This window comes from Lysinibacillus sp. G4S2 (assembly GCF_030348505.1).
GTDB lineage: Bacteria > Bacillota > Bacilli > Bacillales_A > Planococcaceae > Lysinibacillus.
In genome coordinates this window covers 1,057,640-1,079,380 of sequence record NZ_JAUCFJ010000002.1, presented here as the reverse complement: position 1 = coordinate 1,079,380, position 21,741 = coordinate 1,057,640, and the positions used below count along the sequence as shown (strand labels likewise).

The 21,741-nt window shown below is 36.6% G+C and carries 24 protein-coding genes and 1 pseudogene; 11 read left to right on the top strand and 14 right to left on the bottom strand.

Annotated elements, in window-relative coordinates:
- Positions 1–73 precede the first annotated feature (73 nt).
- Positions 74–202, bottom strand: a complete 129-nt coding sequence (locus QUF91_RS05460) for a hypothetical protein (protein ID WP_289417099.1) — start codon at positions 200–202, stop codon at positions 74–76.
- Positions 203–443: 241 nt separating this feature from the next.
- Between QUF91_RS05460 and QUF91_RS05455 the strand changes: the two genes are divergently transcribed.
- Both QUF91_RS05455 and QUF91_RS05450 read left to right on the top strand, forming a co-directional pair.
- Positions 444–572, top strand: a complete 129-nt coding sequence (locus tag QUF91_RS05455) for a hypothetical protein (RefSeq protein WP_285397020.1) — start codon at positions 444–446, stop codon at positions 570–572.
- Positions 573–681: 109 nt separating this feature from the next.
- The gene (locus QUF91_RS05450) at positions 682–1,206 is read left to right on the top strand and encodes a GNAT family N-acetyltransferase (protein ID WP_289417098.1); all 525 of its coding nucleotides are present in this window, start codon (positions 682–684) and stop codon (positions 1,204–1,206) included.
- Between the two features lie 95 nt (positions 1,207–1,301).
- On the opposite strand, the gene QUF91_RS05445 is transcribed toward QUF91_RS05450, so the two are convergent.
- Both QUF91_RS05445 and QUF91_RS05440 read right to left on the bottom strand, forming a co-directional pair.
- On the bottom strand, positions 1,302–1,802 hold the full coding sequence (locus QUF91_RS05445; protein WP_289417097.1) for a GNAT family N-acetyltransferase: 501 nt from the start codon (positions 1,800–1,802) through the stop codon (positions 1,302–1,304).
- A 19-nt stretch (positions 1,803–1,821) separates the two neighbouring features.
- A complete protein-coding gene (locus QUF91_RS05440; protein ID WP_289417096.1) occupies positions 1,822–2,787 on the bottom strand; it encodes a S66 family peptidase in 966 nt (321 codons plus the stop codon).
- 74 nt (positions 2,788–2,861) lie between these two features.
- Between QUF91_RS05440 and QUF91_RS05435 the strand changes: the two genes are divergently transcribed.
- Complete coding sequence (locus tag QUF91_RS05435) at positions 2,862–3,698, top strand: phage tail family protein (protein ID WP_289417095.1); 837 nt, start codon at positions 2,862–2,864, stop codon at positions 3,696–3,698.
- Positions 3,699–3,846: 148 nt separating this feature from the next.
- Here QUF91_RS05435 and mprF read toward each other — a convergent pair whose 3' ends face one another.
- From mprF to QUF91_RS05415, 4 genes are all read right to left on the bottom strand, one after another.
- Positions 3,847–6,369, bottom strand: coding sequence for a bifunctional lysylphosphatidylglycerol flippase/synthetase MprF (gene mprF, locus QUF91_RS05430; RefSeq protein WP_289417094.1), 2,523 nt, complete (start codon positions 6,367–6,369; stop codon positions 3,847–3,849).
- A 115-nt stretch (positions 6,370–6,484) separates the two neighbouring features.
- Positions 6,485–6,640 carry a hypothetical protein gene (locus tag QUF91_RS05425; protein WP_289417093.1) on the bottom strand — a complete coding sequence of 52 codons (156 nt, stop codon included), beginning with the start codon at positions 6,638–6,640 and terminating at the stop codon, positions 6,485–6,487.
- A gap of 231 nt (positions 6,641–6,871) precedes the next feature.
- Entirely contained in the window at positions 6,872–7,576 is a 705-nt protein-coding gene (locus tag QUF91_RS05420; RefSeq protein ID WP_285397476.1) for a response regulator, read from the bottom strand.
- On the bottom strand, positions 7,577–9,178 hold the full coding sequence (locus QUF91_RS05415; protein ID WP_289417092.1) for an ATP-binding protein: 1,602 nt from the start codon (positions 9,176–9,178) through the stop codon (positions 7,577–7,579).
- Positions 9,179–9,583: 405 nt separating this feature from the next.
- Here QUF91_RS05415 and QUF91_RS05410 point away from each other — a divergent pair, with 405 nt between their 5' ends.
- A complete protein-coding gene (locus tag QUF91_RS05410; protein WP_289417091.1) occupies positions 9,584–10,846 on the top strand; it encodes a dicarboxylate/amino acid:cation symporter in 1,263 nt (420 codons plus the stop codon).
- A gap of 207 nt (positions 10,847–11,053) precedes the next feature.
- On the opposite strand, the gene QUF91_RS05405 is transcribed toward QUF91_RS05410, so the two are convergent.
- The 6 genes from QUF91_RS05405 to QUF91_RS05380 form a co-directional block, all read right to left on the bottom strand.
- The gene (locus QUF91_RS05405) at positions 11,054–11,533 is read right to left on the bottom strand and encodes a hypothetical protein (protein ID WP_289417090.1); all 480 of its coding nucleotides are present in this window, start codon (positions 11,531–11,533) and stop codon (positions 11,054–11,056) included.
- 3 nt (positions 11,534–11,536) lie between these two features.
- Positions 11,537–12,202 carry a potassium channel family protein gene (locus QUF91_RS05400; protein WP_285397478.1) on the bottom strand — a complete coding sequence of 222 codons (666 nt, stop codon included), beginning with the start codon at positions 12,200–12,202 and terminating at the stop codon, positions 11,537–11,539.
- 283 nt (positions 12,203–12,485) lie between these two features.
- Positions 12,486–12,941, bottom strand: a complete 456-nt coding sequence (locus tag QUF91_RS05395) for a TlpA family protein disulfide reductase (protein WP_285397477.1) — start codon at positions 12,939–12,941, stop codon at positions 12,486–12,488.
- 135 nt (positions 12,942–13,076) lie between these two features.
- Entirely contained in the window at positions 13,077–13,619 is a 543-nt protein-coding gene (locus tag QUF91_RS05390) for a peroxiredoxin (RefSeq protein ID WP_285397472.1), read from the bottom strand.
- Positions 13,620–13,842: 223 nt separating this feature from the next.
- Entirely contained in the window at positions 13,843–14,049 is a 207-nt protein-coding gene (locus tag QUF91_RS05385) for a hypothetical protein (RefSeq protein ID WP_289417089.1), read from the bottom strand.
- A 429-nt stretch (positions 14,050–14,478) separates the two neighbouring features.
- Complete coding sequence (locus tag QUF91_RS05380) at positions 14,479–14,943, bottom strand: VOC family protein (RefSeq protein WP_285397468.1); 465 nt, start codon at positions 14,941–14,943, stop codon at positions 14,479–14,481.
- Between the two features lie 153 nt (positions 14,944–15,096).
- Between QUF91_RS05380 and QUF91_RS05375 the strand changes: the two genes are divergently transcribed.
- Together QUF91_RS05375 and QUF91_RS05370 are read left to right on the top strand one after the other, a co-directional pair.
- Positions 15,097–15,549, top strand: a complete 453-nt coding sequence (locus QUF91_RS05375; protein WP_289417088.1) for an Lrp/AsnC family transcriptional regulator — start codon at positions 15,097–15,099, stop codon at positions 15,547–15,549.
- Between the two features lie 10 nt (positions 15,550–15,559).
- Positions 15,560–15,697, top strand: a pseudogene (locus tag QUF91_RS05370) (tyrosine-type recombinase/integrase); the annotation flags it as partial.
- A 314-nt stretch (positions 15,698–16,011) separates the two neighbouring features.
- On the opposite strand, the gene QUF91_RS05365 reads toward QUF91_RS05370, so the two are convergent.
- The gene (locus QUF91_RS05365) at positions 16,012–16,515 is read right to left on the bottom strand and encodes a hypothetical protein (protein WP_285397466.1); all 504 of its coding nucleotides are present in this window, start codon (positions 16,513–16,515) and stop codon (positions 16,012–16,014) included.
- Positions 16,516–17,384: 869 nt separating this feature from the next.
- On the opposite strand from QUF91_RS05365, the gene QUF91_RS05360 reads away from it, so the two are divergent.
- Genes QUF91_RS05360 through QUF91_RS05340 form a run of 5 tightly spaced genes read left to right on the top strand, consistent with a single transcriptional unit; the run spans position 17,385 to position 21,717 of the window.
- Complete coding sequence (locus tag QUF91_RS05360; protein ID WP_289417087.1) at positions 17,385–17,927, top strand: helix-turn-helix domain-containing protein; 543 nt, start codon at positions 17,385–17,387, stop codon at positions 17,925–17,927.
- 17 nt (positions 17,928–17,944) lie between these two features.
- The gene (locus QUF91_RS05355) at positions 17,945–19,051 is read left to right on the top strand and encodes an ABC transporter ATP-binding protein (protein ID WP_289417086.1); all 1,107 of its coding nucleotides are present in this window, start codon (positions 17,945–17,947) and stop codon (positions 19,049–19,051) included.
- Positions 19,041–19,853, top strand: coding sequence for an ABC transporter permease (locus QUF91_RS05350; RefSeq protein WP_285397463.1), 813 nt, complete (start codon positions 19,041–19,043; stop codon positions 19,851–19,853). The genes QUF91_RS05355 and QUF91_RS05350 overlap by 11 nt, the downstream gene beginning before the upstream one ends.
- Positions 19,850–20,647, top strand: a complete 798-nt coding sequence (locus QUF91_RS05345; RefSeq protein ID WP_285397462.1) for an ABC transporter permease — start codon at positions 19,850–19,852, stop codon at positions 20,645–20,647. The genes QUF91_RS05350 and QUF91_RS05345 overlap by 4 nt, the downstream gene beginning before the upstream one ends.
- The gene (locus QUF91_RS05340; protein ID WP_289417085.1) at positions 20,644–21,717 is read left to right on the top strand and encodes an ABC transporter substrate-binding protein; all 1,074 of its coding nucleotides are present in this window, start codon (positions 20,644–20,646) and stop codon (positions 21,715–21,717) included. Before QUF91_RS05345 ends, QUF91_RS05340 begins: the two co-directional genes overlap by 4 nt.
- Positions 21,718–21,741: the final 24 nt, after the last annotated feature.

The following is a 21,741-nucleotide window of genomic DNA, read 5'->3' as shown; positions in this document are numbered from 1 at the left end:
CCCTTATTTCTATAATTTGATGGAGCATTACCGTCATTTATACAAACTACATTATTTTTATTTTTATGACTCATTAGCATAACGTGGGGGTGATTTCCGTTACGGCTGGGCGTTTTTGTCGCTGCCGCTTCGCTTTCGCGCAGATAAAACATTTGTCGCTTTCGCACAGAGCAAAGCTTCCTGAGGGTGTCCGATGAGCCACTTGGGGCAACATATGTTTTTTGCGCGAAAGCGGAGTGCAAAGCGGCAGCGACGGTGTTGGTCACGAAGGATTGAGGCGTTGTTTAAAATCACCAAGTTCATAAGTTAACACTTTTAAATATAGATTACAAACTACTAAACAAGCCCCCCTCTCAATATTTTAAAAAAGCCTTAACAATATTTAACAAATCTTGTTATAATAAATTACATTAAAATGCTTTCACAAATAAAGGAGGGGTTTTGTGAGCGACAACATTTTTAAACAAACCATACCTGTTTTAAAAACAACAAGACTAACATTAAGACCGATTTCTTCAAATGATTTAGAAGCAATGTTTTATCTTCATTCAGTAGAAGATTCCCACCTCTAAAGGTGGTGAGATGAATGCTGATGTGGTTCCTTTTTAGTGGGTATCCAAATACCTACTGAATGAAGATAAAGCCTCCGGCGGATGTCACGGATTTTGAAAGGAATGAATTGTGCGGGCACAATTCAAAATCCGGACGCAATTACGCCAAGGCGAAATTGATTATGCTTCCTGCGAAAATGTAGCACGCTATGTTACATGGGATGCACATAAAAGTTTAGACGATACAAAAGAGTTTATTGAATTAATTTTAAACTGGTATAAACAAGGCAAACACCTATTATGGGGCATTGAATATGAGCAGAAATTGATTGGCACTATTGACTTTGTTTCAATTAATGATCAGCATAAATTTGCGGAGATTGGTTATGTTCTTTCTGAAGAATATTGGAATCAAGGAATTACGACTGAAGCAACAAAAAAATTGATTGACTATGGATTTAATGAGTTAAAGTTAGTTCGAATCCAAGCAAGGTGCTTTGAAGAAAATATCGGTTCCCAAAAAGTAATGGAAAAATCGGGTATGCTTTATGAGGGTCTGTTACGAAAAAGTATGTTTGTTAAGGGTAATCATCAAAATGTGAAAATGTATGCTATTATTGACAATGATTATTTTACAAAGATTGAGCCTTGCTGAAAATTCAACAAGGCTCTACTTATTTAGTTTACAATCACGCCTCGTACTATAGACATTTTTGCAATAGGTAGTACTTTTAATTCGATTTGTGTTTCTTAAACGTTAAATAATTTTGACATGTAATACTCGTCCATATATTCACCATCAACATATAGGGAATGTCTTTTAGTTCCCTCAACTTCAAACCCCATTTTTTTATATAAAGCTATGCCTGCAGTATTACTCACCATTACTGTAAGTTCCAAACGATGAATGCCCTTCTCTTTTGCCCAATCGTCTAAGTGGCCAAATAATGCAGTGCCAATTTTTCTTCCTCTATACTCACTATGAATGCCAATGACAATATAGGCTCGATGTGAAAGTCTAGATGGTGTACTCCCTTGAACAATTAAATAACCGACCACTGTCTGATCTATTTCAGCTATAAATAATGCTGAATGACTGCTATTGTTAATATTCTCAATAAATCTAGTAAATTGTTCAGCTTCTAACTGTCGTTCACCTGGCCCGAATAACATAAAATTAGACTCTTCCGCATTTTTCATAACAGCTATTATTTGTTCAGCATCTTCTATTTTTGCTTCCCTTATTAACATTTTATTGACTCCTTTCTTTCTAAAATTTAGTAACATGTATGATGAAATCTTTCGTGTTCATTTGAATTTCTCCACCGATAGGAAACGTAAAAATTGGCTGTGTATGTCCAAAGTCCACATCATAAATAATCGGGATTTCCCTTAAACTTTGGTGTTTATCTAAAATAAAATGTAGTTGCTGCTCTGTCATTTTAGAAGCTCTTTGAAAACGCCCTATCGCAATACCTTTAATATTAGTAGTAGCTTGTAATAATGAGGTAAAATCACGGGCAAATATTTCTGGAGTAACTAGTTCATCATCCTCTACAAATAAAATACTATCCGATAAATCAGGCATATATGGTGTACCTTGAAGTAGATTTAATGTACATAAATTCCCACCAAATAATTGTCCACTTGCTTCTCCATCAGAGTATACCTTCCAGCTAGCCGCTTCAAAATGCCGATTTTGTTGATCTAAATACCATGCATCATCACTCCAAATGCTTGATGCTTTAATCGTATATGGCTTATTTCCCATTAAGCATTTTTGAAAATAGGATAACTGATAGTCTTGTGCTTGTTCCATAAGAAAGCTAGAAAAATGTGGCCCCGAATACGTAATAAATCCACATTTTTTCGTAATAGCGGTTGCTAAAGCGGTGATATCACTGAAACCACAAAGTATTTTTGGGTTATTTGCTCTCATGTCGTAATCTAAATAGGGTAATATCTCATTACAGTTAAAACCACCAATGACTGTTAATACAGCCTTCACATTATCATCACGGAAGGCATCATGAATATCAGAAACTCGATGCTCAATTGATGATGAATGTTGAAGATCACATTCAAAAATATGACGCCCATATGATACAGTAAAGCCTAACTCTTCAAGTTTTTTCTTTGTTTGATCAACGCCTTCCTCTGTTATGATTGCTGCGCTACGACTAGGTGCGATAACGCGTATCTCATCGCCTACTGTTAATTTATTCGGAATACGCAAACTAGCTCCCTCCCCTTAATAAGTTTCAATTTTTACTAGTAATCTTATATCTAGAATTAAAATTTTCTCTATTATTGCAAAGCTACAATGGTAAATCAAATATAAATTTACAATTTTTAGACTCTTTATCAAAACGTGGGGTTGATTTCCGTGTATCAGCGATGTTTGAGGTTTTATCAGCGATTCTGACACTTTTATCAGCGATGTTCGAGGTTTTATCAGCGATTCTCGTCCTTTTATCAGCGATGTTCGAGGTTTTATCAGCGATTCCGACACTTTTATCAGCGATGTTTGAGGTTTTATCAGCGATTCTGACACTTTTATCAGCGATGTTCGGGGTTTTATCAGCGATTCTAGCCCTTTTATCAGCGATGTTCGGGGTTTTATCAGCGATTCTAGCCCTTTTATCAGCGATGTTCGGGGTTTTATCAGCGATTCTGACACTTTTATCAGCGGTGTTCGGGGTTTTATCAGCGATTCTAGCCCTTTTATCAGCGATGTTCGGGGTTTTATCAGCGATTCTAGCCCTTTTATCAGCGATGTTCGGGGTTTTATCAGCGATTCTAGCCCTTTTATCAGCGATTCCCACACTTTTATCAGCGATGTTTGAGGTTTTATCAGCGATCCTAACACTTTTATCACCGATGTTCGATGCTTTATCAGCGATCCTAACACTTTTATCAGCGGTGTTTGAGGTTTTATCAGCGATGTTCGAAGTTTTATCAGCGATTCCAGCTCTTTTATCAGCGATGTTCGAGGTTTTATCAGCGATTCCGGCTCTTTTATCAGCGATGTTCGAGGTTTTATCAGCGATTCCGACACTTTTATCAGCGATGTCCACTGTTCTACCTGCGTTGGTGTCCATTCTTCCGATGATAAAAACCCATCAAAAAAGATGCATCGCAAAGTAATTTTGCAATGCATCTTTTTTTGAATTGGCTAAACGAATACTTCCGTCTAAGTAGGGCGACCAATGCATTTAATTATGTTGGCAGCACAGACTCCTTACAATCGCTTCCCACTCTTCTCTAAGTAAGCAGCGTGAGATCTCCTGGCTATTTATTTTCTCTTTTTGCCAATTAATAGCGTGATTTGAGCCATTGTAAACGGCAATGAAGATTTCTTTCGATATCCTACATACTTTGGCACCCAAAAATCTGCATATTTTAATTTAAAGTTTTTTAATCCTTTAAAATGATAAAGGTAGTGCCCATGTAAAAATATTTGTGCTGCAATTTTTTCACTTAAAAAGGAAAACCTAGACTGTCCGACGTTTGATAATGGCGACATCCCTATATTGAAAACGCGATAGCCTTCTGCTTTTGCCCATTCAAATAGTGATAAAAAAATGAAATCCATCGTGCCAGATGGCGCTCCCGGTTTAAAACGCATCAGATCTACTGAGATGCTTTCGCCATTATCGTACATTGGCATGATACTGGCAAAGCCAATAATTCCTTCTGCTCCACGTAAAACAGCAATGTTGGAAGTGCTTAAATAGCGTTCATCAAAAAAGCCAAGAGAAAAGCCCTTTTCAGCCCTTCCCTGCAACCATTTCGTTGATACTTCTTCCAATTCATTCATGACTTCCTGTGAGTACGGAGGGCTTATAAATTCCACAGTAAAATTTTCTCGTTCAAATTTATTTTTTATCGCTCGACTTCCCTTCATTCCCTTACCGGCAAATGTAAACTTTTCTAAATCTACAAATGCTTCCTCGCCAAGTTTAAAAAAACTATACCCATTCTCATGTAATGAAGAGAAAATTTTATTGTTAATTTCATAAAAGACAGGTCTATAACTATGCTTATCCGCCAATCCTAAAAACTCCTGAATAGCAGATAAAAAATCAGATTCATCCCCTACTGGATCTCCAAGCACTACGATCTTATCAGCAAATATTTGATAAGAAAATAAAACTGTACCTTTTTCATTCCAATGTACAAATTTGTCATGTAAAAAAATCAAGTGTGAATACTCCGTCCCTTTATAGGTCATCAAATGATTTTTGATTGCATCTTCTTGCTCACTAGACAAAAGCATTTCCATTCTTTTAGGTGCACGGATAAAATAACCTATATAAAAAATGAAAATTGCTATTAGGATACCCATTAGAGCACTATGAAATAGATCTCGGTAATCTGTAATGATATAGTCCTGTAGAGCAGCCGGAATATGAATTATAGAAGTAGGTAAGTTCACATACCCAATCAATAAATACATCGCTGTAATGATTGTCACTACGGCAAGGTCAAACAAGGCTATCCCCCATGTCAAAACATAACTTTCACGGTAAAATTGTTTTTTTGATGCAATTAACAGCACTGTGACAATCACTAAAAAAATAGCTTCTTCATAGTCAAAGCCCTTAAAAATTGAAAACAGTGCGGAACTAATTAACACAATGATGGTAAACTGATATGCCCTTGTTACTTTATATTTAATCCCCCTACATAATCCTAAGAGAATAAAACCTGCTGCAACAGTCAATTGATGAGAGACATTCATGATTGGCGAGGATAAAAATTCCTGAGTTATTTTTAGTCTACTTAAAATACCAGGCACCGCCGCTGATAGTAATAACACAATGCCAGAGATAAATACCAATACCGTTAACAACATATGACTAAGCTTCTGAAAAATAATATTCGGCAAGTCTTCCCATGATTGATTCCAACGATTCCAATATTCTCTTATAAATAAGATTGAGGAAACTAAAAATGGAAGTACAAAGTAGCCAACCCGGTACAAAATTAATAAAAAAAGCACTTTTTCATCAGCAATTCCTAAATTTTGAGTCCCCCACAAAAAAACAAGGTCAAATGAGCCAACTCCACCAGGAATCATACTGACTATTCCCGCACAGGAAGCAATTAAAAATATTGGAATTAAAGCGGATAATTCTATCGGTATCTTCAAAATTAAAGTTAATATCCAAATAACTAAAAAGATCGCAAGCCATTCAGCTACTGAAGTTATCATCAACTGAAGAGATACCTTTGGATTTAAAGAATTCGCTTTTCTATAGCGAATAATGCGCATAACAATAAAAGCCGGAACATATAAGCTGACAATTATGACTGCCATCGATAACCATCGTACTTCTTTCAGCAACGGGAAGTCCCAAAAGAATATATACATTATCCAAGCTAACAGAGAAATCCCTGTTAAATAAAAGAGTGTTACGGAGGCAATACTTTTTAACAAGTCTTCCTTGTCCTCTTTATATTTTGAATAGAAATAATTACGCAGAAATACGCCAACTAGGCCACCAAAGCCAATAAGATTTGAGAATGTATTCACGATAAATGAATGGTTCAGTAATTTGCGGTTATTTATTTTGATGCCCAATATTTTCACTAAAATAACATCATAAAAAAGCATCGGTGTAATAGCACAGAAGGTGATGAAAAAAATCAACAAGAGCTCCCACAACTGTAATTCATTCACTTCTTTCTGAAGTAAATGAACATCTATCCCACTTACCGTTTGTTGAATTTCAAAAATAGCAATCGCTAAAAGTACTGTTGGAAGAAGAATTTTCAAAAATTTAAATAGAGACTCTTTTCGAACTTTAAACATGTACTAAACCTACTCCCCATAAGCTTTCTGAAATAAAAAAATCCCATACCATTAGTGTAACGAATTCTCTGATATATATGTATCGTCAAAGCAAGTGACAAAACATATAAAAAATTCACTTGTTGCCTTTTATACAATGTAGAAATGGTGGTTCATCACCAAAACGTGTGGTTGATTTCCGTTCCGGCTGGGCGCTTTCCTGGGGGCGTCCGATGAGCCGCTTCACTCGCGTTGCTCGCTCCAGGGTCTCATCTGTGACGCTGATCCCCAAGGAGTCGCCCAGCCTCCACTCCAATCAACTTATATACATAGCATACGTTTTAACTAATGCCATCCACTACTTTTGGTGATGAGCCGAAATGGTATTTAAATCCCATATATTAGTGATGAATCAAATGTTAAAATTCTCATGGTGAATTAACAAAAGGTTACCCTACAAAAGATGTTTTAAACAACTTTATAAGACAACCAATTCCGATTCCGTGACATCCGCCGAAATAAGTTAAATATAATATCGATGGATAGGACGTCCCACACTTCCATATTGTATATCCACCTTTAATAAATTTTGTTTTTCTAAAAAATCTAAGTAACGTCGAGCTGTTACACGGGCTGTTCCAATGTATGTGGACACTTCCTCTGCTGAAACCGCTTCGTTGCTTTCTTGAATATAAGCAAGCACTTTATCTAATGTTGCTCGGTTAAAACCCTTTGGTAGATCGTTAATGATAATTGCCTCAGTGACTGGCGGAACAACTATTTGATCAGGTATGCGCTGCTGCATTAGATGATCAACGTCATGTTGTGTTAGATCTTGCATGTCACTTATTTTCTTTTTATACGCTTGATAATTCATTAAAGTTTCCTCAATTCGTTCAAACGTAAAGGGTTTCATAATATAATCATAGACACCTAAGTGTAAAATTCGTTGCACAGTTGGCATATCATTAGCTGCGGTCACAGCAATAACATCAACCGGAAGATGTTCTTCACGTATTTTCCCTAGTGTAATAATGCCATTTTGCTCAGGCATAAAAATATCCATAAAGACAAGATCAGGTTTTAGTTGTTTAATTCTCTCAATACCTTCGATTCCATTGCCAGCATAGCCTATTAGCGAAAATCCTTTGATTTGTTCAATAAATTGCCTGTTCACTTCTCGTACCATCGGATCATCTTCGATTAATAACACTTTAATTACATTCATCTATTCTTCTCCTAACTCAAATAAGATTAAGAAACTTGTCCCTTTCAATAATTCACTCACTACTTCAATATCGCCATTGCCTTTCCTAACAATTTCATGTATTAAATGCAACCCAATTCCACGATTCTCACTTGCCTTCGTAGAAAATCCATTTTCAAACATACGTGCTTGCACCTCTTCAGACATTCCGATTCCATTATCAGAAACAGCAATCGCTAACACACCGTCATGCTCATCTACAGAAATTGCTACATATTTATCATCCTTGGAAAGAACGTTTAACGCTTCAAATGCATTTTCAATTAAATTGCCTAACAAAACAACAAAATCGTGATGATCTAATAAAGGTGGAAAACGTTTAAAATGACTTTTTCGGTCAATTTCCACTTGTATTCCCAATTCCTTGCCATAACTAACTTTACTTAGCAATAATCCTGAAATATTTTCATTATGAAAGCGTTCATTCAAAAACTTCGTTAAAGAGGCTTCATTTTCGGTAGTAGCTGTAACATATTCAAGAGCTTGCTTTGTATGTCCCAACTGTAGAAGCCCCGCAATCGTATGAAGTTTATTTTTATGCTCATGCGTTTGTACACGCAGTGCTTGAACAAAAGCTTTAACACCTGTTACCTCTTCCGCAAGCTTTTTCACCGCTGTTAAATCTTTAAACATGGCAACTGCACCGACTAACTCACCATTTACAATAATCGGAACTCGATTACTCAAAATACTATGATGATTGATGTATAACTCTTGATCATATACAGGGGTTGCCGTTTCAACAATTTCAGGCAATCGCGTATCCGGCAAAACATCGTAAATCTTTTCACCGATACAATCCTCTATCTTTCTAGTAACGCCTAATATATCTGCTGCTTTTTCATTAAAAATTGTAATATTCATTTCCTTATCAACCGCTATAATGCCTTCATGCATAGCATTGAACGTTTCTGTTCGTTCCACATACATCTTTGCAATCTCATGAGGTTCGAGCCCAAACATTTGCTTTTTAATATGTCGCCCAAGTGTGTATGCCCCCCAAATACTAAAAACAAGTGATATGAGAATAGTAATAAAGATGTCATGCTCATAATTTTGCAATATATCTCTAAAGGTTGGCAGTGAATATCCTACAACAACTATGCCAACTTGTTCTTTTTTATCATCAATGATAGGAACAAAAGCTCGAATCATTACACCGGCTTCCCCTTGCGCCTTCGATACATAGTAATGCTCACTAAAGGCAGCATTTAAATCCTGTGATTCACTACGTTTCCCTATTTCTTTACGGACTGGGTGTGATAGTTTAATGCGATCCATATTCATCACAACAATATACTCTGCTTTATTAACAACACGAATACCATCTACAATTTTATTGACATTTTTCGCCGCTTCTTTAATATTGTCATTTTTTAAATGCATACTTATCTCTGGCACATTCGATACAGTCCGCGCAACGAGCATAGCACGCTGACCAAAATCCTTTTCTTGCTCGGTTAATAGATTACCAAGTACAAAAATGCCACCAAGTAAAAAGGAGAATGCAATGATTAAAAATGTCACTAACAGTATTTTGCCGTTTACGGGCATTTTCATCATTTAAAGATTCCTTCCTTTCCAATCTGCATTTGCCTAATATACATACCGCTACTAATGATTGATATGCCTTTAAGATTATCTTCAAAAAATTCTTTTGACAACACTTTTAGTTGACATAAGTAAGAGAAAATGATGAACTTAATGAACAATATTACAAAAAAGTGCTATAAAACGGAATTTTCTATCATTTATTATTTTTGTATTATAACAATAATCAATTGGTTTTAGAGTACCATAACAGATTGAATTGTTGAGAACACTACATTTCTTTTAAATTATTGGAAAATATACTTAATGAACGATATGTTTCTTATTTTCTAAATCTCTTTTTTTATAAAGGATTCGCTATGATAATTCTAGTGAAAACGATATCAAAAAGAAAATTTAGAAAAGAGGTAGCATAAAATGAAATTACTGAAAAATTTGACTGTTCAGGTTATAGCTGCGATCATTTTAGGGGTTATTGTCGGAGCACTCTTCCCTGAGTTTGGTGCGAGCCTTAAAATTTTAGCGGATTTATTCATCAAGTTAATTAAAATGTTAATCGCTCCTATTATCTTCTTAACAGTTGTAATTGGAATCGGTAGTATGGGTGATATGAAAAAGGTTGGGAAAATCGGAGGTAAGGCGTTGCTGTACTTCGAAATTGTCTCTACTATTGCCTTAGCAATCGGGATTGCTGTTGCAATGATCGTTAGCCCAGGTACTGGATTAGATACATCAGGCGCTGCCGAAACTGACATTTCAAAATATACATCTGCTGCTGCTGAGACTGAGCAAGGCTTAGGAGCTTTCATCTCTAGCATTATTCCTGAAAACGTAGTAGGTGCACTTGCAACAGGACAATTACTTCCTGTGTTATTCTCTGCAATATTATTCGGTTTAGCGGCTGCCTCTATTGGTGCACCTGCAAAACCTGTCATTACATTTTTTGAACAAGTGGCAGAAATTTTCTTCAAAATCGTAAGTATGGTCATGAAAATATCTCCAATCGGTGCATTTGGTGCAATGGCCTATACAATTGGTAACTTTGGATTGAAATCGTTAAGCAACTTAGGTCTATTAATGGCTGCAGTATATATTACAATGTTCTTATTCGTAGCCGTTGTTTTAGGCACAATTGCAAAATACTTCGGCTTTAACATTTTCAAATTCATCGCTTATATTAAAGAGGAAATTTTCTTAGTAATCGGTACATCATCATCTGAATCTGCTTTACCTTCAATGATGCGTAAATTAGAAAATTTCGGTTGCTCCAAACAAGTAGTTGGATTAGTAGTGCCAACAGGTTATTCTTTCAATCTTGATGGAACTTCCATCTATCTATCAATGGCTGCATTATTCATTGCACAAGCATACGGTATGGACTTGACATGGATTCAAATCATTACACTTCTTGGGATATTAATGATTACATCTAAAGGTGCAGCTGGTGTTACAGGATCTGGGTTTATCACATTAGCAGCGACACTTGCTGCCTTCCCAATGATTCCAGTAGAAGGTATTGCGCTACTAATTGGTGTTGACCGCTTCATGTCAGAGGCACGTGCCGTAACAAACTTAATTGGTAACGGTGTAGCTTGTGTAGTCATATCAAAATCAGAAAAAGAGTTTGACGTAGAAATGCAAGAACGTGCACTTCAAGGTAAAACTACTATTGTATCTTAGGAACAAATGCGCTAAAGCGCTCGTTTACATCCGACATGCACTGGAGAGCCCGAAGCAAAGTAAACGCTCCACCACTTTTGCCCGAGGGATCGAAACGACCTCGAGAATGTAACGCTTTAGCCTAGACGAAAACTATAACCTTGGTTAGTTTCTTTAATAGCAAGAAAGGGTAGTGAGACAGCTTAGTTGCTGTTTCACTACCCTTTCTTATTTACCATATTGTTCAAGCAAGCGTTGCGTATTTGTTGATTGCTCAAATGCTTTTTTCTTTTTTGTCCAATATATTAAATATTGCTGATCTCCAACATTAAAAACCATCTGTTGTAATTCTTTACTTAGCTCAGAGCTAATAGCTACCTTTAAAACATCCACCTCATATAACGGCTCACCCTTAATTTCGTAAACGATATGATAGACTGGCTTCTCTTCAAAAATAGCTCTTTCTTTTTTGCTTAGTTTTTTAACATGGCTCAGAGGACTATTTTCACTATAAATCGTTGCATCCTTACCTGTTGACTTAAATAAAGATTGCTCGCCTTTAAAAAGCTCAATTGCATCAATTTCTGCTGCGTGATCTAAAATGCGAGAAATAGCCTCTTCCTCATTTTTTTCACGAAACTGCATAGTAAAAGCGACAATAAGTATTATTACAGCAAATATGACTAATTTCCATCTGCGTTTATTCATTTGTTAGTACCCATTCAATACTTTTTTGACAAAGCGATTGATATCTACATCCGCCCCAATGACAAGCATAATATCTCCTAGCAAAATTTTATCACTTGCCTGTGGAGATACGATTATATCTGAACCACGCTTAATGCCTACAATATTAATGCCGTACTTTGCACGAATATCTAAGTCCATAACGGAGTAACCTGCAATCGTATCATTGGCCTTAATCTCCATAATGGAATGTTCATCCGAAAGCTCTAAATAATCAAGCACTGTATTAGACAGCATATTATTGGCAATACGTATTCCCATATCACGCTCAGGATGAACGACAAAATCTGCACCAATTTTGCGCAGTACTTTTTCATGGTAGTCATTCTGAGCCTTTACAGTAATCTGTTGAACACCGATTTCTTTTAATATGATGGTCGTCAAAATACTAGCCTGAATATCTTCACCAATCGCTACGATCACATGCTCAAAATTACGAATACCTAATGAATTTAATACCGATTCATCTGTCGAATCTGCGATAACAGCCTGTGTGGCAATAGAAGCAAATTCGTCCACCCGCTCTGAGGAATGGTCTATCGCCATAACTTGTGCGCCTTGACTCATTAGTTCCCGAACAATGCTACCTCCGAAACGTCCAAGTCCAATGACAGCAAACTCTTTTTTCATCATTAAAAATCCCTCCGAAAACTACTATACCATTATTGTAACGCATTCTCTGTTATATGTATCGTCAAAACAAGCAACTATTCGTCCCTAAAAGACATCTATCAATTATCCTCGGCATAATTGCGTCTGGAATCGATCGGCTTCACCCCTTTTCGCTCGGGTCATAGCGTTTTGCACTCGACTCTTCTACGCTCAGGTGAAAACACAACCGTTGTGGTAACTGAAATTATATTTTCACATAAAAAAGACGGGGAATTATTTCTCCCCGCCTCTTAATCTGCTATTATTCTGCGTTGCGCATTTCATCTAAAACGCGATTCACACGTTTTTCTAGCATTTTCATACCGCTACCACCTGCTTGCATGTGACGAAGCTGACCATCTTTATCGAAAACAAAATACGCTGGTACGTATTGGTTTTCAAATGCATCTGTTAACTTTAATTCGCTATCAACAAAGATTGGTTGTACGATGTCATGCTCTGCTGCTACCGATTTGATTGTTTCTAAATTTGTATCTTCCTCAGAGCGTGGCATATGCACTGCGATTACGTTTAACTCATCTTTGTATTGATCACGGAAATTGTTCACATCTGGCATTGCCTCTTTACATAAATGGCAACTAACCGACCAGAAGTGGATTAACGTAGGTTTTTCGCCTACTAATTCCGCTTTTGTTACTTCACCATTTAACCAAGTCGTTGCGCCTACAAGTTCAGGCATTTGTTCACGAAGTTTCATAAAACATTCTCCTTTATATATATCAAGTTTAAAAAAATCCCCACAGCAAGTTTGTGGGGACTCTTTATTTGTTGAATGATCAATTACGTCAGTCCTTGAATTCTGTTCAAAACCGACATAGCATCCCTATTTAAATTATAGAGTTGCTTGACCTGGGCGCCAGTTTGCTGGGCAAAGACCACCAGTTTGTAAAGCTTGAAGTACACGTAAAGTTTCATCTACATCACGGCCGATGTTGTTATCGAATACAGTTTGGTATTTTAATTCGCCTTCTGGGTTGATGATGAATAAGCCGCGTAGTGCGATACCTTCTTCTTCAATTAATACACCATATTCTTTTGAAATTTGGTGATTTGTATCTGCTGCTAATGGGTATTTTAACTCACCAAGACCATTTTTAGTGCGGTCAGTGTTAATCCATGCTAAGTGAGTGTGGATTGTATCAGTAGAAACACCGATTACTTCTGCATCTAAGTCTTCGAACTCATCGTAACGATCGCTCATTGCAGTGATTTCTGTTGGACATACGAAAGTGAAGTCCATTGGATAGAAGAAAAGAACTGTCCATTTGTCTTGTGCTTTAATGTCTTCTAATGATACTTTACCAAATGATTTGTCTGCAAGTACCGCTTCCATTGTAAAGTCAGGTGCTTGTTTACCTACCATGCGTTCTGCCATTATAAATCCCTCCGATTATATATGTAGTGTATATATTCCATTCGCACCAGCGAACTCGTCTTCTACGATAACAGAGTAATCGTAGTTTTTCAAACAAGTAAGCCTCACTGAAGTACATGATTTAAATTATCTGACAAATTTTCGTCAATTTCCCAAGTGGAATGGCTACTACAGCATATTTATTAGCTATTTTTCACAATTTTATTCTAGAATTAACAACATTTCAGCTCACCACCATTACGTTTGGTTGATTTTCGTTCCGACTGGAGCTTTGTTGCTGTCGCTTCGCTTTCGCACAGATAAAACATTTGTAGCTGACGCTTTGCTTTCGCGCAGATAAAACATTTGTTGTTGCTGACGCTTCGCTTTCGCATGTAGCTTTTGAATAAAGTTCGATTAAAAGTAAGTTGCAAACGCTGATTTTATACAAAAAGAAACCAACTGTTTTGAAACAAAGTTTGATCATAACAGTTGGTTCTTTATTTATCTAGTTTGATTTTGATAATAAAGATTGATTATTTCTGGATGCGAATCTTCAATTAAAGCTCCCCGTTAGCCATCCATGAAGCGTAAAAAAAGCACTTCACCACGATGATTAAGTTCTTTCACAGGAGTTTAAGTACATTCACACAGACGATATAAAACTACATAAGGACCTTCGTAAAACTAGCAATATACTTTGCACCTGTTAGCCATCCATGTAGCGCAAAAACCAGCGCTACATCACAGAAAATGAAAGATGATTACGTTCTTTCATGGGAGTTCAATAAAGGAAAAAAGGGCTGCCTATGCAACTAAATGATCTTTAAGTGGCAATCTAGGATAGGAAAAAGTCTTAGAATGCCACTACCTTATTGAACTACTGCACTGAACTATGGGACTCTATATCAAAATCCACATCCTGAATAAATTCGATAACCTCTCCATTAGGACTGTGGATTAGAGCGTTTCTGATAATAAGAGGAGGCTCTCCGAGAGTTAGATTGTCTGCTTCCACATAAGGTTTTGCCCCATGAGCAAGTGCCGTTTGAAACGCTTTGTCGACATCTTCCACATAAAACGCTAGGTGAAGCATAGCTCCGTAAGCAACTTCCTCTTCCGACCGCGCTTTCTTCCCTTGTGCTGGAATGACAGCATCGTCATCAAAAACCTCGAGACATGTTCGGCCATCGGGAGAGATCAGCATCGAAGCTTCCTTGATATGAAACGAAGGAAGGCTCCAATGATGTCCACGCTTAAATCCCAATGCTTCAATGTAAAACCGGATTGTTGCCGGATAATCTTTTGCCTGAATTGCAATATGAGCAAGACCTTTGATATTCAAATATCATTTCCCCTTTCTGATGAATTTAGTATAGAATAGTGTTGCAAGGAAATACATACAATAAAAAAGGAAGTTATCGCATTACGCTTTCCAAAAATAACGAAAATCGATTAATTTTATTCATTTTTGAAAATGCATTTGGAGGAATTATATATGGAACATTGGATGGATGAAACTGATTACCACATCATGCGTCTTCTTCAGCAGAATGCACGTATTTCCATTTCACAAATAAGTAAAGATGTGTCCATGTCCCAGCCCTCGGTAAGGGAACGAATAAAAAGGCTTGAGGAAAAAGACATCATCTCGGGTTATACGGCAACCTTTCGCCATCAGGCGCTTGGCCGAGGGACCACGGCATTCTTTCTTATTAAAACAGAGCAATGTCAAGCACTGGTGGATTTTTGCGAACGAAATCCCGTTGTAACTGATATGTTTCGAATTAGTGGTGAATACAATTATATGATCAAGATTCAGACTGCTTCCATAGAGGATATTGGTCAATTTCAAGATTCTATTATAAAGTTCGGACCGTCCAAGTCCCTTATCAGCTTGAAAAACCTGATTGAGAATCGGATTCTACTAGAGGCACCATTCTCAAAATAGACACAGCTATGCAACTCATTTGTTGAACAATGGAGCTCCCATAGAAGTCATACAAAGTCTTATGGGACACGAGAAAAGCGAAACAACTAGGATCTACGCTCAATTAAGCGGGAGGCTAAGGAAAGAGTATTATCAGAAGTACTTTTAAATGTAAAAGGAGCAATGTCTTAAAAGACTTTGCTCCACTTGACTAAAGCACCCGTTAGCCATCCATGTAGCGCAAAAACAAGCGCTACACCACAGAAAATGAAAGATGATTACGTTCTTTCACGGGAGCTTAATAAGAAACTTACTTCCTTTTTAGTATTTTTGATTAAAAACATAGCCCACCAAACAATTAAACCTATATGGTTTCAATGGGCATTTAGCCATTTCTTAAACGAATTGACTACGTTCGTTGAACACTCCATGAAAAAAGAAAGCACAACCCCGCCTTTTATAAAGATAGTATAAATACGCATATTATCTAGTTGTGTAGGGAAGTAACTCTACCTTGACCTTCAGTTTAATATCTATAGGCGACTCTTCCTCTTCTACAACGTAAGATATGACATAAGCGCCTTCGGGGAATCCGTCAAACACCTTTTCAAAACTTTCTTTACTGTCTAAAACACCACTTGTTACAAGTGTTTCTTTATCTATATTTCGAATTTTGAATAAAAAGCTTTCAGTACCGGTATTTAATAAGGATATTTTAAATGGCATATCACCAGAATAAGTAAAATAAGATTTACTTTCACCTATTGGAGACGCTATTTCTTCATCAATCTCAAGAGGATGAAAACCTCCTCCTTGATATTTCTCCATCTCTGTGACATCTAAGATAACAGGTTCTTTTTTTACAACTTCTAACGCTTCTTGTGACGCTTCTTTTGAAGATGGTTCTTCTGTTTGAGATGAAAATGCATTACACCCTGATAAGAGTATAATAAAAGTACATATACAAGCTAATTTATAAATCCTCATAACTTCTCCTACCCAAATGGTTAATACTTATAATTATACCATAAATTAAACATCAACTTAACATCTCCCACTTGATTTGACTGAGATAATTAATATAAATTACATTTTCTTCTTCATACAGATAGGTAAGCCTTTGAAATTATCGCCAGCTTTTCCCCCTGTCGACACTTGCCTTTCAGCAATCCTCCTATTTCGTGCTTTGGCACTTATAAGGAAACGTTTCGCACAGTACATTTCTTCACAATCTCAAAGTGATATTATCACAAATTTCCAATCATAAAACCTCACCTCTAAAAATCTATAGAGGTGAGATTTTTTTAATCAAACTTTATTACAAATTATCAATCTTTATAATAAATGATCAAACTTTTTTATAAAGCTACATCGCACAGTTAAAACATTTGTTGCTGTCGCTTCGCTTTCGCACAGTTAAAACATTTGTTGCTGTCGCTTCGCTTTCGCGCAGAGCAAGCTTCCTAGAGGGTCCAATGAGCCGCTTGGGCCAAAACGACGTTAGTCACGAAGGCGTTATCACAAGACGTGATACTTTTAGCTTTCGTTCCTCTACTTGCTCGCTCCAAAGTCTCATCCATGACGCTAATCTCCAAGTTGTCGCCCAACTGGAACGAATCATCGACCTATATACACGGAAAATGTCCTCCAAAACTTTTGATGATGAGCCATTTTTTACACGCGTCATTTATGTATAATTTCTAAAAATTTTATCTACTTTTTTTTCATAAAAAACGATTGCAAATTCTTTATTATTATGTATAATTGTAATGGTTTTAGTAAACTAAAAGTTTCGTTAAAGTAAACTTCATATTTCAAAAGTTTATGATTGCTAAACTTCTTCTAGGAGGGAAAAGATGCAAATAGGAGCAAAAATCAAAGGGCTTCGTTTAAAAAAAGGTCTTACCCAAGAGGAACTTGGAGAACGTACAGATTTAAGTAAGGGGTATATTTCACAATTAGAGCGTGATCTTAATTCCCCTTCCATTGAAACGCTATTTTCAATATTAGAAGTTTTAGGGTCAACACCAAAAGAATTTTTCGATGATGAAGTACCTGAACAAAAGGTTGTATATACAGAAGAAGATCAATCCACATATACAGACGAAGAAAAAAAATATGAAATCCAATGGCTTATTCCTACATCTAATGAAAAAGAGATGGAGCCAATATTCTTGACACTTGCTGCTGATGGCGAGTTCAAACATTTTGAACCCTCGCTCTCGGAAACATTTATTTATATTGTCAAAGGGCGTATTCGTCTCGTTTTAGGAGATGAACAGTATATAGCAAGTGAAGGCAATGCTCTCTATTTTGATGCGACAGATCATCATCAAATTTTTAACGCACATGCTGCGGAAACAAAAATTTTACTCGTCGCAACGGATTCATATTTATAGCTTAAGGAGGCGCATCTATGACAACGAATTCAATTATCCGCTTTGAAAATGTTTCAAAGTCCTTTAATGACGGCACGGTCGTCTTAAAAAACATTAACTTGGAGCTAGAAAAAGGGAAGTTCTATACACTACTAGGTCCTTCTGGTTGTGGTAAAACAACGATTTTACGTATTATTGCTGGTTTCACAGAACCGACGACAGGAGAAATCTATTTTCACGATAAAAAAATCAACTCAGTGCCAGCAAATGAACGCCAAGTAAACACTGTTTTTCAGGATTATGCGCTATTTCCTCATTTGAATGTTTTTGAAAATGTAGCATTTGGACTTCGCATTAAAAAACTTCCTGAAAATGAAATTAAAGATCGTGTTACCGAGGCACTAAAATTCGTAAACCTAGCAGGCTACGGCAATCGTGAAATTTCAGAGATGTCTGGTGGTCAACGTCAACGTGTTGCAATTGCTCGTGCGATTGTGAATGATCCTGAAGTGATTTTACTAGATGAGCCTCTTTCTGCATTAGATTTAAAACTACGTACTGAAATGCAGTATGAACTACGAGAATTACAACAACGACTTGGGAAAACATTCGTCTTCGTCACACACGATCAGGAAGAAGCACTTGCTATGAGTGATGAAATATTTGTCTTAAGTGAAGGTGAAATTCAACAATCAGGTACACCCGTAGATATTTATGATGAACCGATTAACCGCTTCGTTGCTGATTTTATTGGTGAATCAAATATTGTTCCTGGCGTAATGATTGAAGATTTCAAAGTAGAATTTGCCGGTAAAGTTTTTGAATGTGTCGACCAAGGAATGAAGCCAAATGAAAAAATCGATATTGTCATTCGCCCAGAGGATTTGGAAATGACAACAATCGATAAAGGTAAACTTGTCGTGAAAGTTGATACTCAATTGTTCCGTGGGGTGCATTATGAATTATCCACGTATGACAAAGATGGAAATGAATGGCTCGTACATTCATTGAAAAAAGCTGAAGTAGGGACAGAAATTGGCTTAGACTTTGATCCAGAAGCCATTCATGTAATGCGTTTAAATGAGACAGAAGAAGAGTTCGATAAACGTTTAGAAGCATATGGAGAAGACGAAGATGCAAACTAAGACATCTAAATCAGCTTTATTTCCATATGTTTTATGGATTGCATTGTTTGTTATCGCGCCAATTGCACTTGTTGTTTACTATTCCCTACTAGATATACATGGCAATTTCACGCTCGATAACTATAAAGCGTTCTTTTCTTCTGTGTATCTAAAAATGACATTAAGTTCATTCTGGTATGCGTTTTTAATTACGTTCTTTACGTTACTTATTTCGTATCCAACAGCTTATTTTTTAACTAAAACGAAACATAAGCAGCTTTGGCTTTTACTAATAATTATTCCTTCTTGGATTAATCTTTTGTTAAAGACATATGCTTTTATCGGGATTTTCGGCTTGTACGGCCCGATCAATGCATTTATCGAAGTGTTTGGCTTTGATCCGAAGCAAATGCTATTTACTGATATTAGCTTTGTATTCGTATCCGTTTATATTTTTATTCCATTTATGATTTTACCGATTTTCAACTCATTGGATCGTTTAAATCCGACTCTTGTTTACGCTGCACGTGATTTAGGAGCATCTGCCTTTACTACATTCCGTCGCGTTGTGTTACCTCTAACAATGGACGGTGTTAAATCAGGTATTCAAGTTGTCTTTATCCCTGCATTATCACTCTTCATGATTACTCGTTTAATTGCAGGGAACCGTGTCATTACGCTTGGTACAGCTATTGAACAGCAATTCCTTGTAACTCAAAACTGGGGAATGGGTTCAACAATTGCCGTTTTCTTAATTTTATTCATGGTGATCGTTATGTTAATTACAGGACAAAAAAAGGATAAAGGAGGTCGCGTACGATGAAAAAACTTTCTGCATCAGCAAGAGTGTATTTAGCGATAGTTTTTATCGTCTTGTATGCACCTATCTTCTATTTAATCTTTTATTCGTTCAATAGTGGCGGATCAATGAATAATTTTGAGTCCTTCACGTTAGAACATTATAAAGCTGTCTTTGAGGATTCACGTCTACTCGTTATTCTAATTAACACAGTTATCGTAGCATTACTTTCGGCATTGATTTCTACAATCATCGGAACGCTAGGAGCCATTGGCATTGTCACTGTTAAAAATTCAAAAATGCGCAATACACTACTTTCTTTAAACAATGTGTTAATTGTTAGCCCAGACGTTATTATTGGTGCAAGCTTTTTAATTTTATTTACGATGATTGGCGTTAAACTAGGTTTTGCTTCTGTGTTATTAGCACATGTAGCATTCAGTGTCCCAATTGTTGTACTGATGGTCTTACCGAAACTGTTAGAAATGAATAAATCATTAATCGACGCTGCATTAGATTTAGGAGCTACGAAAAAAGATGTGATGATGCGTGTTATTTTACCGTATATTCAGCCCGGTATTTTTGCAGGGTTCTTTCTTGCCTTAACGTATTCTCTAGATGATTTCGCGGTAACGTTTTTCGTGACAGGTAATGGCTTCAGTACATTATCTGTTGAAATTTACTCTATGGCACGTGCCGGTATTTCCTTAACAGTTAATGCAATTTCTGGTTTAGTATTCCTTGTTACGGTTATCGTCGTAATTGGCTATTATTTCATCACAAGCCGCGTTAGTAAAAGAACGGAGGGACAACAATGAAGCAATTAATTCAAGCTACCATCGCTATACTTGTCGTTTCCGCCCTTTTGTTCTATGCTGCTGATGCTTTGAGTGCTAGTGGTGGGAAAAGTGGAAAAAATACGTTAACGATTTTTAACTGGGGAGAATATATCGATCCTGATTTGCTGAAGCAATTTGAAAAAGAAACAGGCATTCATGTCATATACGAGACGTTTGATTCCAATGAAGCGATGATGACAAAAATTAAACAAGGTGGTACAGCTTACGATATTGCCATACCTTCTGAATATATGATTGAAAAAATGAAGGAAGAAAACTTACTTATTCCTTTAGATAAAACAAAAATCCCTAACTTAAAAAATATCGATCCTTATTTTTTAGATTTACCATTTGATGAGAACAATAAATATTCTGTTCCATATTTCTGGGGAACAGTCGGCATTGTCTATAATCCAAAGCTCGTTGGAGATTTAGACTTCTCCTCTTGGGAGGACTTATGGGACCCTTCATTAAAACGTAAAGTCTTTTTAGTAGACGGGGCACGTGAGGTAATCGGTATGGGCTTAAACAATCTTGGCTACTCACTGAACTCTTTAAATGACCATGAGCTACGTGAAGCTACTGATAAACTAATTACATTGGCACCAAATGTCAAAGCTATTCTCGGGGATGAAATTACGCCGCTGATGATTAATAATGAAGCAGCTGTGGCACTCACTTGGTCTGGGCAAGCAGCTGACATGTTATCAGAAAATGAGGAGCTAGACTTTGCTGTACCAAAGGAAGGCTCGAACTTATGGTTTGATAATATGGTCATTCCGAAAACTTCAAAAAATATAGATGGTGCCCATGCCTTCATTAATTTTATGCTGAAAGCAGAATCAGGTGCTAAAAATGCTGATTTCGTAGGGTACTCTACTCCAAATATTGCAGCAATGAAATTAATGGATAAGGCAGTTGTATCTGATGAGCGCTTCTATCCCACTGAAGAACAGCGCAAAAAATTAGAAGTTTATAAAAACCTAGGCCCTGATTATTTAGGCAAATACAATGAGCTGTTTTTAGAATTTAAAATGAGTATTCGATAACCTCGAAGCGCAAGAAATCAATTT

Coding starts and splice junctions, on each gene's coding strand:
- QUF91_RS05445 (WP_289417097.1), bottom strand. CDS start 1,802: ATGTTAATAAGGGAAGCAAAAATAGAAGATGCTGAACAAATAATAGCT.
- mprF (WP_289417094.1), bottom strand. CDS start 6,369: ATGTTTAAAGTTCGAAAAGAGTCTCTATTTAAATTTTTGAAAATTCTT.
- QUF91_RS05420 (WP_285397476.1), bottom strand. CDS start 7,576: ATGAATGTAATTAAAGTGTTATTAATCGAAGATGATCCGATGGTACGA.
- QUF91_RS05415 (WP_289417092.1), bottom strand. CDS start 9,178: ATGATGAAAATGCCCGTAAACGGCAAAATACTGTTAGTGACATTTTTA.
- QUF91_RS05410 (WP_289417091.1), top strand. CDS start 9,584: ATGAAATTACTGAAAAATTTGACTGTTCAGGTTATAGCTGCGATCATT.
- QUF91_RS05405 (WP_289417090.1), bottom strand. CDS start 11,533: ATGAATAAACGCAGATGGAAATTAGTCATATTTGCTGTAATAATACTT.
- QUF91_RS05400 (WP_285397478.1), bottom strand. CDS start 12,202: ATGAAAAAAGAGTTTGCTGTCATTGGACTTGGACGTTTCGGAGGTAGC.
- QUF91_RS05395 (WP_285397477.1), bottom strand. CDS start 12,941: ATGAAACTTCGTGAACAAATGCCTGAACTTGTAGGCGCAACGACTTGG.
- QUF91_RS05390 (WP_285397472.1), bottom strand. CDS start 13,619: ATGGCAGAACGCATGGTAGGTAAACAAGCACCTGACTTTACAATGGAA.
- QUF91_RS05375 (WP_289417088.1), top strand. CDS start 15,097: ATGGAACATTGGATGGATGAAACTGATTACCACATCATGCGTCTTCTT.
- QUF91_RS05365 (WP_285397466.1), bottom strand. CDS start 16,515: ATGAGGATTTATAAATTAGCTTGTATATGTACTTTTATTATACTCTTA.
- QUF91_RS05360 (WP_289417087.1), top strand. CDS start 17,385: ATGCAAATAGGAGCAAAAATCAAAGGGCTTCGTTTAAAAAAAGGTCTT.
- QUF91_RS05355 (WP_289417086.1), top strand. CDS start 17,945: ATGACAACGAATTCAATTATCCGCTTTGAAAATGTTTCAAAGTCCTTT.
- QUF91_RS05350 (WP_285397463.1), top strand. CDS start 19,041: ATGCAAACTAAGACATCTAAATCAGCTTTATTTCCATATGTTTTATGG.
- QUF91_RS05345 (WP_285397462.1), top strand. CDS start 19,850: ATGAAAAAACTTTCTGCATCAGCAAGAGTGTATTTAGCGATAGTTTTT.
- QUF91_RS05340 (WP_289417085.1), top strand. CDS start 20,644: ATGAAGCAATTAATTCAAGCTACCATCGCTATACTTGTCGTTTCCGCC.